Origin of the sequence: Flavobacterium sp. (genome assembly GCF_040402835.1) — a bacterium.
Classification (GTDB): Bacteria; Bacteroidota; Bacteroidia; order Flavobacteriales; family Flavobacteriaceae; genus Flavobacterium.
Window position 1 is genome coordinate 1 of the sequence record NZ_JBBALW010000019.1, and the last position, 13,332, is coordinate 13,332.

The following is a 13,332-nucleotide window of genomic DNA, read 5'->3' on the forward strand; positions in this document are numbered from 1 at the left end:
ATAATTTATTTATCAAACAAATATACAAAAATATGAGCAATTACGGATATACATATAAATTTTAGACGATTTAAAAATTGATTTCTTGCATAAAAATAAATATTTATTCTTTTGGAAACGAAAAACGTTTGTCAAAAAGAAATTCTTTATCGGTTAAAGTATATAAAAACGCAACTAAATCTACTCTATCATTATCCGATAGTAGCATTGGTTTTTGTAATTGTTTTGGTAAATTTTTTTCGTTTCCAAGTGAATTATAATGCTTAATTACTTCAGTTAATTTTTTGAAACGACCGTCGTGCATATAGGGAAATGTAAATTGAATGTTCCGTAATGTTGGAACTTTAAACAACAAATAATCTTTGCTGTTTCCAGTGATTTTTTGTCTTCCAATATCTTTCAATGTAGTGTCTAACGGCAATCCATTTCGCTCGAATTTTTCACTTGTAAATAACGGCTCGTTGTGGCAAGAAGCACAGTTGATTTTGAATAATTTGTATCCGTTTTGCTCTTGATCTGTAAAAACAACTTCTTTTCGCATCACTTTATCATACTTAGAATTGGAGGAAATTAACTGTAATTCAAATTGTGATAATGCTTTTAAAACCTTTTGTCCTGTTATGTTGGCATCACCAAAAGCTGCTAAAAATAGGGCTTGGTATTTCTCGCTTTTCTGAAGTTTTGAAACTATTTTGGCAAACGTTTCGTCCATTTCAATAGAGCTTGTTATTGGATTTAAAGGCTGAACATCCAAATGATTGACACCGCCATCCCACATAAAACTTTTTGACCACGCCAAATTCATCAAGGTCATCGAATTTCGAGTTCCAATTTTTCCATCAATTCCGTGGCTCAACTCGTGATCTACGTGAGTAAAACCTGTTGCTTGTAAATGACAACTGGCACAGGAAATCGTATTGTCCCTGGATAAAATAGGATCATAAAATAAGGTTCTTCCCAATTGAAATCCTTCTTCCGTCAATGGATTTTTAGAAAAATCATAATGAGGCTTTGGCCAACCTCTAGGAATTTCTAAATAAAGTGGAGTAGGCTTAAAAAACGTAAATGCCAACGAAAATAAGACGATACTTCCTAATGCTAAAAGATATTTAAAAGGAACTTTCATTTTATTTTTCTGTATTATTTATACTAAACATTCCAACGGCTTTATCTGCAAGTTCCATCGCTTTTGCCCCTGGAATCATTATGCTATTATTTTCTGATAGTTTTATGTATTTAAACAATTCTGCGACATCTACATTAATTTCTAAATTGGAATTTATGGGTTTTAATTCGAAGGTTCTAATGGCATAATTTGGTTTCATATAGCCGCCGATATGAAATTGAAAAGCGTTTTTACGGGTTTTGCAACTCGAACTTTTTCCTTCTATTTTCATATTTATAAAACCACTTTGCCACGCCCAATACATTCCTTTTGTTGGATCTAAATCCCCAGACATTGCTCCAGATACACTTGCTAAACTGTCAATTCCAATCGACAAAGTGACTTTTGATATTGTTTTATCTGATGTTTGTACAATTGGGATATGAAAAGAATTTGGGTTTTCAATATCAATTAAATGATAACTATTGGATTCTGGAAAAGTAGTTGCATCAGAATAGTGAAGATTGATATTAGAAATGTAAAATCTAAATACCTCAAGTTCAAGCGTGTCTTTGGATTCGGAAACATATTTTTTGTTGCGTTCTAAGGTTTCTGTTCTAAATTTCAAATTAAGACGCAAAACGAAACTATCCTTTTTTTCTTGAGCCAAACCCAATTGAAAAAAAAGACAACTAAATAATCCAATAAAAATTTTACTGCTCATCATTAGGTCTTGGTGGAGGCGGTGGGCGGTTTTCATCACCAGGATGTCTCGGACGACCTTCATCCCAAGGCGGTGGTGGTGGTCTATTTTCAACTCGTGGCGGTCTCGGAAGATTTCTATCTCTGGGTGGCGGTGGCGGATAATTCGTGTCATTGGCTTGTCGCGCTTGATTTTCTTCTCTTGGTGGTCTTGGAAAATCTTCATTTCTTGGTGGTTTTTCTCTAGGTGGATGCGGTTTGCTATTCTGATTGGAAAACATTTTTCCTAATTCTTGTGTCAAAGAATTGAAATCCTGCAATTGTGAGGTTTTACAAATATTTTTTATGTCTAAGAAATGTTTGAAATGCGCTTCCTCAATTCGTTTTTGATTGGCTAAAAACAAAGTGATTATACTATCTTTTGCAATCGTATTTACAACAGGTAGTTTTAATTGAGAATACAATTCCGACTTAATTTCTCTGTTTACTGCATCCAAAGAATCAATTTTATCTTTATATATCGGGGTTATTGATTCGTATTTTTGAATTTGTTTGGCATCAAAATGCAATTTTTCAGCGATGATTTCTTTAGGTCTTCTATGATTTTCTTCTTTAGTTCTGTTTGGTCTTGAAAAAAATAGAAAGCCTATGATTCCCACATTGAGCAACAAAAGACCAATTACAGAATATATTAATAGTTTTATTTTATCCATTGTAACTTAGTATAATTGGTTGCTATTGGAAACAGTCGAAACAATTGTTTCCGTTGGAGCTGAAGTTTTTTTGGTATTTGACAACAGCATTTTGATATTTAATGATACTAAAATAGTAAATGATGCTGCTGCAATCCAAATCCATTGGCTTGAAACGGTGTTTTGAATGTTTATTCTGTTTTGGATTTTTGAAAATAACAAAGTGTCGGGAACCACTTTTGTGATGCCGTTACTGCTATTAAGAATGTCGTTTGTCCAGTTATTCGCTTCCATAATTTATTAGACGTTATTTATTATTTTTTCATGCGGTATTCTTCAAATTTATTTGATATTTTTTCTTTTAAGATGGTTTTAGCCCTAAAAACTAATGATTCTACAGCTGAAATGCTCAATTCCATTATGGTGGCAATTTCAGTATTACTCAAACCATCTACTTTTGAAAGAAGAAAGGCTGTTTTTTGATTTTCTCTCAATTCATTGATGATTCCAAATAACAATGCTGCTTTTTCTTTGTTTTCTAATAGAATTCCGGGATGTTCAAAATTGGAAATATTCAGTAGTTCTACTTCATTTTGACTCTTTTTTCCAAAAATAAAAAAGCGTTTTTGACTATTTTTATGTTTGATAAAATCCAAGCATTTGTTGATTGTAATCCGATAAATCCACGTTTTTAATGTTGATTTTTCTTGGAATTTATGCAATGAAGAATGCAATTGTATGAAAACATCTTGCGTGATTTCTTCAGCATCTTCAACGTTTTGCAAATAATTAAGCGCCACATTATAAACAAGTACGCTGTACTCATTATATAAGGTTCTGAAATCACTTTTATTAGTTGCCATTTTGCAATACTATGAATTTTTATTGTTTAATAAATGTTAACTTCTTAATTTTAAAAATGTATTTTTTTTAAAAAGAGAATTATCCTATATTTGACGGACGTAAATTAGCCCTGATGGAAGGGAAAATCCCACGCTTTTTAGCGTGGATTGGAATGACAGCAGGAAACCTGACTGCCGTCAGGCAGGTAGCTTTAAAAAAAAATAAAAAATAAAATTCGGATATGAAATTATTACAAGGAAAAACAGTCATAATCACGGGCGGAAGTCGAGGAATTGGGAAAGGAATCGCAGAAGTTTTCGCAAAAAACGGTGCAAATGTAGCGTTTACATATAGTTCATCGGTGGAATCTGCTTTGGCATTGGAAAAAGAATTGAACGCTTTGGGTGTAAAAGCCAAAGGGTATCAGTCGGATGCATCGGATTTCAATGAGGCTCAAACCTTTGTAGGTGCGGTTTTAGAAGATTTTGGAACGGTTGATATTCTTATAAATAATGCTGGAATTACAAAAGATAATCTTTTGATGCGGATGTCTGAGGAAGATTTTGATAAGGTAATTGACGTGAATTTGAAGTCGGTTTTCAATATGACAAAGGCGATTCAGAAAACATTTTTGAAGCAACGTTCGGGTTCAATTATCAATATGAGTAGCGTTGTTGGCGTGAAAGGAAATGCGGGACAAACGAATTATTCAGCATCGAAAGCAGGTGTAATTGGGTTTTCAAAATCGGTAGCATTAGAGTTAGGTTCACGAAATATTCGTTGTAATGTGATTGCACCTGGATTTATCGAAACCGAAATGACTGCAAAATTAAACGAGGACGTGGTGAAAGGTTGGAGAGACGGAATTCCGTTGAAACGTGGTGGAACTACTGAAGATGTTGCTAATGCCTGTTTGTTTTTCGCATCGGATATGAGTGCATATGTGACGGGTCAAGTGATGAATGTTTGTGGCGGAATGCTAACTTAAGGAAAAGTTTTCAGTGTTCAGTTTTCAGTATACAGCCGATTACTGAACACTGATTACTAAATTCAAAAAAAATATGACCACAAACACGATTCTATTACTCTTGATTTCACTTATAATAGCGGGTGGTTTGTCGTATTATCAGTATTTTTATAAAGCTAAAATCAAATCGAAAGCGCATTTGATTTTAGCATTTTTACGTTTTTTTACAGTATTTGGCGTTTTATTATTGCTGATAAACCCCATTTTATCTCGTAAAACCTTTGAAATTGTAAAAACACCTTTGGCAATTGCGGTTGACAATTCCAGTTCGATTGTGGATTTAAAAGCAGAGGCAACTACATTAGAAGTATATAAAAAAATCACTTCCAATGCCGAAATTCAAGAGAAATTTGATGTGCAATCGTATCGTTTTGATAGTGATTTTCAAAGTTCGGAAACGTTCGATTTCAAGGGAAAGCAAACCAATATTGATGAAGTTGCGAAAAGTGTTAAAAGCATCAATAAAAATGTAACGTTTCCAACGGTTTTAATTTCTGATGGGAATCAAACATCAGGAAATGATTTCGTCTATAGTTTTGATGTAAATAATAAAGTGTATCCAATTGTTGTGGGTGATACAATGACTTATTTAGATTTGAAAGTAAGTCAATTGAACGTTAATAAGTATGCATTTCACAAAAATAAATTTCCCGTTGAAGTCTTTTTAAACTATTCAGGAACGAAAAGTATTTCTGCAAATTTCAGCATTTCACATGGCAATTCGATATTTAATACGCAAACCGTTTCTTTTTCGCCTTCAAAAAAATCAGCTATAATTTCCGTTTTGCTTCCTGCAGACAAAATTGGTTTACAGGTTTTTAAAGCTGCAATAACTTCTAAAGAAAAAGAGAAAAACACCTACAACAATACTAAGAATTTTGCGGTAGAAATCATCGATCAAAAAACAGAAATCGCAATTGTTTCTTCGATTAATCATCCTGATATTGGTGCTTTGAAACGTGCAATTGAAACTAATGTACAGCGAAAGGTAACAATTGTTAAACCAAACGAAATCAAGGATTTACAAAAGTATAATATTGCCATTTTATACCAGCCTACAGCTGATTTTAAATCATTTTTTGAAGCCAATACAACTGCTGAAATAAATACATTTATAATTACGGGAACCAAAACCGATTTTAACTTTTTGAACCAACAACAAAGCAGTTTGCTATTTAAAATGAGCAGCCAAACGAAAGATTATTTGGCCAATTATAAAAGTGATTTCAACCTTTTTGCACTTGATGATATTGGGTTTGAACAATTTCCACCCTTGCAAAATTCATTTGGAACGGTAACCGCTTCCGCTAATGTAAATGTGTTATTGTCCTCAAAAATCAGAAATATTGAAACCAATGCGCCGTTGCTTGCATTTTCTGAAAATCAAGGAAAACGAATGGCTTTTTTATTGGGTGAAAACAGTTGGAAATGGCGTTTACAAAGCCATGTAGAAACAAAATCGTATGAGAAGTATGATGTTTTTATTGATAAAACAATTCAGTTTTTAGCTTCTAATGCTTCTAAAAAATCACTGGTTGTGAATCATGAAGGATATTATAATTCAGGCGATGCAATAGAAATTTCGGCACAATACTTCAATAAGAACTATGAATTTGACGAAAAATCGAGATTGAACATTACTGTTGTAAATAAAAATACGAAGGCTACAAAAACATTTGATTTATTGAAAACTACGACTTCATTTAAAGTAAATTTAGATGGATTGGTGGCGGGTCAATATAATTTTGTGGTCAAAGAATTGAATTCAAATACGGTTTATAACGGGTATTTTGAGATATTAGATTTCGATATTGAAAAACAATTTGTAAACCCAGATTTGAATAAATTAACCCAATTGGCATCGCAAACAAAAGGGCAAGTTATTTTTCCTAATAAAGTAGAAGCGTTGATAAAATCGCTTTTAGAAAATGAAGAATACAAATCAGTTCAAAAGGCAATAGTTAAGAAAACGCCTTTGATAGATTGGATTTGGTTGCTAATACTAATTGCAATTTCACTAACTTCAGAATGGTTTATCAGAAAATACAATGGGATGTTGTAATTTAATGATGCGTTCTTTTTCGTTTTATGTAATAAAATTGAAGTCGAATATAATCATATAAAAGTGCGATTAATAAGAAAAAAGAAGCTACAAATAACGTGTGAAAAGCAATTGATTTGTAAATATATCCCCCAGAAAAACATCCAATAAAGAAAAACGCTATAATTGATAATCTCAAGAAGATATTGGTTTTCAGTTTCTTAACTTCTTCGGGTTTTTTATAAAAGAATAACTGAGACAATTCAATTCCTAAATCGGTAAAAAGTCCAGTTAAATGTGTAGTTCGAACCGTTGATTGTGAGATTTTTGTTACCAATGAATTTTGAATTCCCATTGCAAAAAGCATTAAAAACGCAATTAATTTTCCGTCTAAACTGGATATGTCCGATTGGTTTCCGAAGATTCCAACACCAACTAAAACTATTATTTCTAAAGAAATTGGTATAACGTGTGACAATTCTGGTTTTTTTCTTGATACCAATTCAGCTAAAAAATTAGAAATAAAAGAGCCTAATAAAAAGAAGATAATAAACAGTAAAAAGGTAATTGCAGAAATGAAATCTCTTGTCATAAACTCTTCAGCAAAAAAAGCAAAATGTCCTGTTACATTTGTAGTGAGCGTTTTTAGCGCTAAAACCCCAGTAATATTTACTATTCCCGCTACGAAAGACAATAATGTTGCCAAGCGTAAATTATGAATGAAAGTCCTATTTTTTCCTTGATGCCGGAACATAATTCTGATTTGAATATAAATTTACGACAAAAAGAAGGCTATTCTTTTAGAAACAAAACTTATTTTTGATACTTCTTTTTCTTTAAAATATCAGAAGCCGTTTGATAATAAGAAATCGTTTCGTTTTCTAAATCCAAACGGGGTTTTGCAATCGGTTTTTGGTCGTATAATAATTGGAACTCACTTGCTACTTTTGGATTTGGAATCAAAGTCAATTGCAATTGTTTTACCTGTTGTTTAGGGGAAATAATCGTTAAAATAGTGTCTTTTATTAATCCTAAATTTTGATATGTTGCAATTAAAGCTCTTGGTTTATAATCGGATTTTAACACATCCTGTCCAAAGAATTTACTTTGATAATTAAAGTTCAACAGTCCGAAAACTGTAGGCATTACATCAATTTGTGACATTAAATTTGTGTAGTGTTTTGGAACAATAAAACCAGGACTGTAAACCATTGCTGGGATTCGGTATTTGTCAATTGGCAATTCCGTTTTTCCAGAACTTGAAGCGCAATGATCGGCAAGAATTACGAAAACAGTATTGGCAAACCAAGGTTGTTTTTTAGCTTTGTTGAAAAACTCTTTCATTGCAAAATCAGTATATTTTACGCCACCTTCACGAGATTTTGCGTCGCCAGGAATATCAATTTTATTGTTTGGATACGTAAATGGTCGGTGGTTGCTAACCGTCATTATATGATTAAAAAACGGCTTGTTTTCTTTAAATTCAGAATTCATTTCCGTGATTGCCTTGTTGTACATGTCTTCATCGCAAACGCCCCATATATTTTGAAAGGTAATTTCATTAGGTTTGAATGTTTTTTTATCGATAATTTCATATCCATTTCCGACAAAGAAATCTTGCATATTATCAAAATAAGTATCGCCACCATAAAGATATTTTACGTTGTAACCTTTTTGTTTGAAAACGCTTCCTGTTGAAAATTTATTTTTATTATCAACTCGTTTTACGACACTTTCACCTGCAGTTGGTGGCAAACATAAAGTTACCGCTTCAAGCCCGCGAACCGTTCTATTTCCAACAGCATATAGATTAGAAAACACCAAACTTTTTGTTGCCAAACTATCTAAAAAAGGCGTGATATTCTGTTCGTTTCCATACATTTTCAGAAATTCGGCACTGTAACTTTCTATGGTAATTAGCACTACATTTTTATGATTTTCTGCGGCAGCACTTTTAATATCTCTTAACGTTGTTCCGCTAATACTTCCAGTTATTTGGTTGTTTAATAAACCATACGCTTCTTTTTCAGGAAGGGTTTTATAGAATTTAAAATAATCCAATTCGCTGTTCATGAAAGCTTGATAGAATTTATAAATTCCATTGGCTTCTAATTCATTGGCAAAAATATTATCTGAATTTTCTTTGGTTGAAAGAAAAGGAATTACAAAAAGCGACATTCCAAATAATCCAAAATACACACCCGAAATTTTAATTTTCTCTACAATTGTAGGAATGTTTTCAATGTAATTTTTTGATTTTTTAACTAAAAAATAAGTAACCAATCCAGCAACAATAAATAAGGTCGAAAACAATGGAATCACTGGATAAGATTGCATTATGTTTCCAATTACTTCATTGGTGTAAACCAAATAATCTACGGCTATGAAATTATATTTTACACCAAATTCGTTCCAAAAGAAAAATTCGCTGATTGCATTTTGAAGTAAAATCACCACAAATAAGAAGATTACAAAGCTAAAAAGCCAGTAACGAATGGTATCTCGGTATTTTGGGAGGAATAATAACAACCCAAATAATGTTGTTTTAATTGCAATGAAAGCAAAGCCAATTTCAGGTAAAACACCACCATATTCATTCAGAATAGTATTGAAAAATTTGACATATAACAATAGTGAAACTAATAATCCGAAAATGATGTAGCCATACGGTTTTAGGTATTTTGAATTGGAAATGAATATTAAATACAACCATAAAAAAGCACTTACGACTACAAATACAAAAAAATCAGAGAATAATCCTAAGATAAAAATCTTGATAGTATCAATGAATACGAATGAAGTTTGAGTTATTGGATGAAAAAGCAGAATGATTCTTAAAATGAAACTAACAATGATATAGAATAATGCAAGAGTATAAAAGGGAGAAGTTTTTCTTAAAAAAGTCATAGAAATATTTTTTACAAAAATAAGGAAATTTGAATTATAAAAGTAAGGTATTAAAATCTTAAAATTTGCATAAGAATATTAAAGTTTAATGGAAGAATTTTATTTTTAATCTATATTTGTTGTAGTTGTTAAATCGTATTAAATGAAAATCTTAATAGTAGAAGACGAAGCGGGAATCGTTCAATTTTTAAAGCAAGGATTAGAAGAAGAAGGGTACGAAATCAGTACTGCTTTAGATGGTTTATTGGGTTTTGAATTATTTAAAAAAGAAAGTTTCGACTTGATTTTATTGGATTGGATGTTGCCGAAAATGAACGGATTGGAGTTGTGCAAAGCGATAAGAATTAAAGACAAAACCATTCCCATTATTTTTTTAACAGCAAAAGATACCATTCAAGAAACTATTGAAGGTTTGAAAGCGGGTGCCAATGATTATATAAAAAAGCCGTTTAGTTTTGATGAATTATTAGAACGTATAAAAATTCATTTTAGAAATCAACAAGAAAATGAAGTTTTAACCCTTGGAACTATTGAAATTAATGTAGCTTCACATCTGGTTTTAACTGATGGAAATCGTGTGCCATTAACTCAAAGAGAGTTTGAATTGTTGTATTATTTAGTAAAAAACAAAGGGAAAGTTTGTACTCGAACCCAAATCATTGAAGATGTTTGGGACATTCATTTTGATTATGACACGGGAGTAATAGATGTTTTTATGAATTCAATTCGTAAAAAATTGAATCTAAAAAAGGAAGATGATTATATAAAAACCATTCGAGGAATTGGATACATTGCTAACGAAATTCTTTAAATATGTTAACATTATCCTTTAAAAACAGAATTGCATTTTACTATAGTATTTCTACAGCAATGCTAATTTTTGTCGTTTTCATAATTATATATTCCATTGTTTCCTTCTCGGTTTATAAGAATGTAACCGATAACATTAACTATGAAGCTGATGAATACCTTGAAAAAATTCAATTTGTAAACAATCAACCTGAAATGTTGGATAAAAGTGAATGGATTAAACAGGAACATAATGAAGTTTCTGTAAATCCTGTTTTTTTGGTCCTAACAGACAGTAAAGGCAAAATAATAGTAAAATCTGAAAACCTGAAGAATGAAAATTTAAGTATTCAACTCCATAACAACAAAATAATTACTACTGATTTTAAATTAGCAGATAAATTACTTAAGCAAATTCAAGTCCCTTTAATTATAAATAAACAAATTAAAGGGTATTTATTGGTAGCCGTTTCACAAGAAGAAGCTTCAAATACGGTAAATAATCTATTAGATATATTGCTGTTATTATACCCAATTACGCTTATTTTATTATTTTTAGTTGCTCGTATTATTACAGGTCGAAGTATTAAATCTGTAATAAATATTATTGAAACTGCCGATAAAATATCTCAAGAAAATTTAAATTCTAGGATTGATTTACCTAAAAATAAAGATGAATTACAGTTGTTATCGCAAACAATTAATGATTTATTAGATAGAATTCAAAGTGCTGTAGAACGAGAAAAACAGTTGACTTCAGACGCTTCTCACGAATTAAGAACCCCTTTAGCTGTTATTAAAGGAACATTAGAAGTGCTTATAAGAAAACCCCGAAATCAAACGGAATATTTAGAGAAAATCGAATTTTGTATCAAAGAAGTTGACTTATTGAATAATTTAGTTTCCGAGCTCTTATTATTGGCACGTTTTGAAAATCAAAAGCAAAATATTAGGAACGAAACAATTTCTTTAAATGCCATTTTTTTGGACGTTTTATCCCGGTATTCCGAAAAAATAAAAAGAAAAGAAATTACTGTTAAACACCAATTTTCTGAAGACTATATTATTAATTCTGATACTTATTTAATATCAATTGTTATCGGAAATTTAATTTCAAATGCTTTAAAATATTCCTATCAAAATGGAGAAATAAGCATTAATTTATCGAGTGATAATTCAACGGTTATTGTTTCCATTTTTAATTGTGGAATTGGAATTCCAAAAGAAAATATCGAGAAGGTTTACGACCCGTTTTTTAGATCTGAGCCCAATGAACATCCAGAAATTAAAGGAACAGGGTTAGGATTGTCAATTGTTAGAAGAATTTGTTCTTTACTTGATATTGATATAAAAATTTCAAGCGAAGAAAATAGTGGCACTTCCGTAACATTAAGATTTTCTAAATAAGATTTGAAATAGTTACTTTGAAACTTTAATTTTGTAAAACAAATAATAGTATAAAAATGGATTTAAACAAACTAAAAGGGCAATTACAAACAGAAGTTGATACCGCTTTTTTATATAATAGCATCGCAAATATTCAATCCGATGATACTTTAAATCGGGTATTGAAAAGTTTGGCAGATATTGAGAAAAGTCACGCCAGTCACATGTTGAGTAAAGTCAATGAATTGGATTCAAAATACGAAATGCCTTTGCCTTCTTCAAGAGCTAAATTACAATTGAAGTTGGGTAAAATTTTTGGCTATAGTTCTATCATTAGTAGTTTATCGGATATTGAAAAGCAATTTGCATTAAATGCTATTAAAAATAAAATTGAAAATGGGGAAAAGCCAAATGGTTTTGAACACAATCACCTAAATATTATTGAAGCTGTCAATAATAACAAGGCTTTGAATGTTTCTGGAGGTTTATTGTCCAAATTTGAAAGTCGCCATAAATCTGTTGGAGGCAATGCGCTTCGAGCAGCTGTTTTAGGCTCAAATGACGGATTGGTATCCAATATGAGTTTGGTTATGGGAGTTGCGGGTGCTGCGGTTTCAAATAATACAATACTATTGACTGGAATAGCGGGTTTGATGGCGGGTGCAATTTCAATGGCTATGGGTGAATGGCTTTCTGTTCAAAGTTCACGAGAATTGAATCAACGTCAAATTGACTTAGAAATGGAAGAATTAGAAGCATCGCCAGAAGAAGAAAAGAAAGAATTGGTGTTATTGTATCAAGCCAAAGGAATGAATATTGAAGAAGCAAAAAAATTAGCTGACAAGGCATTTGAAACACCAGAAACTGCCATTGACGCCATTATTAAAGAAGAATTAGGAATTGATAAGGAAGAATTAGGCGGTTCTGCTTGGGAAGCTGCAATTGCCTCTTTCCTATTATTTTCAATTGGCGCAATCATTCCATTGTATCCATTTATGATTTTAGATGGAAAAAATGCTATATTATTAAGCATTGGAAGCAGTATCATTGGATTATTCGGAATTGGAGCATCCATTACATTATTAACAGGAAAAAGAGTTCTATTTTCAGGATTCCGACAAGTTGCATTTGGTTTAGCCGCAGCAGCTGTGACTTATGGAATCGGATCTTTAATTGGCGTTTCATTAGCAGGATAGATTTTCAGTACTAAATGCTCGTTAAAAAGTAAAATAAAATAAATATCAACTATATATATTTTGACAAAAGTTAGCTTTGGAAGATAATAATTAAATTAGTAATAAATTAAATCGCAACATTATGAACGACGCACATTTACACATGGTGGTAAACCACTTTCCTATTATTGGGACAATTTTTGGATTGGGAATTTTAGTAACAGGGATGTTTATGAAAAATAATACCTTAAAAAATACCGCTTATATTTTATTTGCAATAGCTGCAATTTTTGCTGCTTTAAGTATGTACACCTCGGAAGGTGCTGAAGAATTAGTAGAAGATATGCCAAACATTGGGCATCAAATTATTCACGAACACGAAGAAATTGCTGAAAAATTTGCTATCATTATGTATGCCACAGGATTTTTCGGTTTACTATCTTTATTTGCTTCCTATAAAAAATACAGGTTTGCTACTATTTTTTCATACATCACATTAGCGTTAGCGTTAGTTGCTGGAGTCTTAACAAAAAGCGTGGGAACCACAGGAGGCGAAATTCGTCATACTGAAATTAGAGCCAATTTTGTTCCTACAGCTGGAGCAGAAGAAAATGTTTCAAATAATGCGGAAGAAAAAGACAAAGATTAAATAATTATTAATTTAT

Annotated in this window: 13 protein-coding genes; 6 read left to right on the forward strand and 7 right to left on the reverse strand. The window is 31.5% G+C overall.

From position 1 onward, the window contains the following. Window positions 1–103: 103 nt before the first annotated feature. From AC9UEH_RS07860 to AC9UEH_RS07880, 5 genes are read right to left on the reverse strand one after another with little or no spacing between them, the layout of a single operon-like run. A complete protein-coding gene (locus AC9UEH_RS07860; RefSeq protein ID WP_509530500.1) occupies window positions 104–1,126 on the reverse strand; it encodes a cytochrome-c peroxidase in 1,023 nt (340 codons plus the stop codon). Between the two features lies 1 nt (window position 1,127). Then, the gene (locus AC9UEH_RS07865) at window positions 1,128–1,832 is read right to left on the reverse strand and encodes an MbnP family protein (RefSeq protein ID WP_509530503.1); all 705 of its coding nucleotides are present in this window, start codon (window positions 1,830–1,832) and stop codon (window positions 1,128–1,130) included. After that, window positions 1,819–2,520: a hypothetical protein gene (locus tag AC9UEH_RS07870; protein WP_509530505.1), complete on the reverse strand. Its 702-nt coding sequence runs from the start codon at window positions 2,518–2,520 to the stop codon at window positions 1,819–1,821. The genes AC9UEH_RS07865 and AC9UEH_RS07870 overlap by 14 nt, the downstream gene beginning before the upstream one ends. Window positions 2,521–2,526: 6 nt before the next feature. After that, a complete protein-coding gene (locus tag AC9UEH_RS07875) occupies window positions 2,527–2,793 on the reverse strand; it encodes a hypothetical protein (protein ID WP_509530508.1) in 267 nt (88 codons plus the stop codon). Between the two features lie 20 nt (window positions 2,794–2,813). Further along, window positions 2,814–3,362 carry an RNA polymerase sigma factor gene (locus AC9UEH_RS07880; RefSeq protein ID WP_509530511.1) on the reverse strand — a complete coding sequence of 183 codons (549 nt, stop codon included), beginning with the start codon at window positions 3,360–3,362 and terminating at the stop codon, window positions 2,814–2,816. A 221-nt stretch (window positions 3,363–3,583) separates the two neighbouring features. Here AC9UEH_RS07880 and fabG point away from each other — a divergent pair, with 221 nt between their 5' ends. Together fabG and AC9UEH_RS07890 are read left to right on the forward strand one after the other, a co-directional pair. Then, window positions 3,584–4,330: a 3-oxoacyl-[acyl-carrier-protein] reductase gene (gene fabG / locus AC9UEH_RS07885; protein WP_509530513.1), complete on the forward strand. Its 747-nt coding sequence runs from the start codon at window positions 3,584–3,586 to the stop codon at window positions 4,328–4,330. Window positions 4,331–4,403: 73 nt separating this feature from the next. Then, a complete protein-coding gene (locus AC9UEH_RS07890) occupies window positions 4,404–6,431 on the forward strand; it encodes a hypothetical protein (protein WP_509530516.1) in 2,028 nt (675 codons plus the stop codon). 1 nt (window position 6,432) lies between these two features. On the opposite strand, the gene AC9UEH_RS07895 is transcribed toward AC9UEH_RS07890, so the two are convergent. Further along, on the reverse strand, window positions 6,433–7,164 hold the full coding sequence (locus AC9UEH_RS07895; RefSeq protein WP_509530518.1) for a YoaK family protein: 732 nt from the start codon (window positions 7,162–7,164) through the stop codon (window positions 6,433–6,435). 59 nt (window positions 7,165–7,223) lie between these two features. Next, window positions 7,224–9,317, reverse strand: coding sequence for an LTA synthase family protein (locus AC9UEH_RS07900; RefSeq protein ID WP_509530521.1), 2,094 nt, complete (start codon window positions 9,315–9,317; stop codon window positions 7,224–7,226). Window positions 9,318–9,459: 142 nt separating this feature from the next. Here AC9UEH_RS07900 and AC9UEH_RS07905 point away from each other — a divergent pair, with 142 nt between their 5' ends. The 4 genes from AC9UEH_RS07905 to AC9UEH_RS07920 all read left to right on the forward strand — a co-directional run bounded on the left by AC9UEH_RS07905 (window position 9,460) and on the right by AC9UEH_RS07920 (window position 13,316). Continuing rightward, a complete protein-coding gene (locus AC9UEH_RS07905) occupies window positions 9,460–10,128 on the forward strand; it encodes a response regulator transcription factor (protein ID WP_509530523.1) in 669 nt (222 codons plus the stop codon). A gap of 2 nt (window positions 10,129–10,130) precedes the next feature. Next, a complete protein-coding gene (locus tag AC9UEH_RS07910; RefSeq protein ID WP_509530526.1) occupies window positions 10,131–11,513 on the forward strand; it encodes a sensor histidine kinase in 1,383 nt (460 codons plus the stop codon). 56 nt (window positions 11,514–11,569) lie between these two features. Continuing rightward, on the forward strand, window positions 11,570–12,688 hold the full coding sequence (locus tag AC9UEH_RS07915; RefSeq protein WP_509530528.1) for a VIT1/CCC1 transporter family protein: 1,119 nt from the start codon (window positions 11,570–11,572) through the stop codon (window positions 12,686–12,688). Between the two features lie 121 nt (window positions 12,689–12,809). Next, window positions 12,810–13,316, forward strand: coding sequence for a hypothetical protein (locus tag AC9UEH_RS07920; RefSeq protein ID WP_509530530.1), 507 nt, complete (start codon window positions 12,810–12,812; stop codon window positions 13,314–13,316). The last annotated feature ends 16 nt before the right edge of the window (window positions 13,317–13,332 follow it).

What these genes read in the sequence shown, in the direction of transcription:
- AC9UEH_RS07880 (WP_509530511.1), bottom strand. Translation starts at nt 3,362, where the DNA reads ATGGCAACTAATAAAAGTGATTTCAGAACCTTATATAATGAGTACAGC.
- AC9UEH_RS07865 (WP_509530503.1), bottom strand. Translation starts at nt 1,832, where the DNA reads ATGATGAGCAGTAAAATTTTTATTGGATTATTTAGTTGTCTTTTTTTT.
- AC9UEH_RS07905 (WP_509530523.1), top strand. Translation starts at nt 9,460, where the DNA reads ATGAAAATCTTAATAGTAGAAGACGAAGCGGGAATCGTTCAATTTTTA.
- AC9UEH_RS07900 (WP_509530521.1), bottom strand. Translation starts at nt 9,317, where the DNA reads ATGACTTTTTTAAGAAAAACTTCTCCCTTTTATACTCTTGCATTATTC.
- AC9UEH_RS07895 (WP_509530518.1), bottom strand. Translation starts at nt 7,164, where the DNA reads ATGTTCCGGCATCAAGGAAAAAATAGGACTTTCATTCATAATTTACGC.
- AC9UEH_RS07910 (WP_509530526.1), top strand. Translation starts at nt 10,131, where the DNA reads ATGTTAACATTATCCTTTAAAAACAGAATTGCATTTTACTATAGTATT.
- AC9UEH_RS07870 (WP_509530505.1), bottom strand. Translation starts at nt 2,520, where the DNA reads ATGGATAAAATAAAACTATTAATATATTCTGTAATTGGTCTTTTGTTG.
- AC9UEH_RS07890 (WP_509530516.1), top strand. Translation starts at nt 4,404, where the DNA reads ATGACCACAAACACGATTCTATTACTCTTGATTTCACTTATAATAGCG.
- AC9UEH_RS07875 (WP_509530508.1), bottom strand. Translation starts at nt 2,793, where the DNA reads ATGGAAGCGAATAACTGGACAAACGACATTCTTAATAGCAGTAACGGC.
- AC9UEH_RS07860 (WP_509530500.1), bottom strand. Translation starts at nt 1,126, where the DNA reads ATGAAAGTTCCTTTTAAATATCTTTTAGCATTAGGAAGTATCGTCTTA.
- AC9UEH_RS07915 (WP_509530528.1), top strand. Translation starts at nt 11,570, where the DNA reads ATGGATTTAAACAAACTAAAAGGGCAATTACAAACAGAAGTTGATACC.
- AC9UEH_RS07920 (WP_509530530.1), top strand. Translation starts at nt 12,810, where the DNA reads ATGAACGACGCACATTTACACATGGTGGTAAACCACTTTCCTATTATT.
- fabG (WP_509530513.1), top strand. Translation starts at nt 3,584, where the DNA reads ATGAAATTATTACAAGGAAAAACAGTCATAATCACGGGCGGAAGTCGA.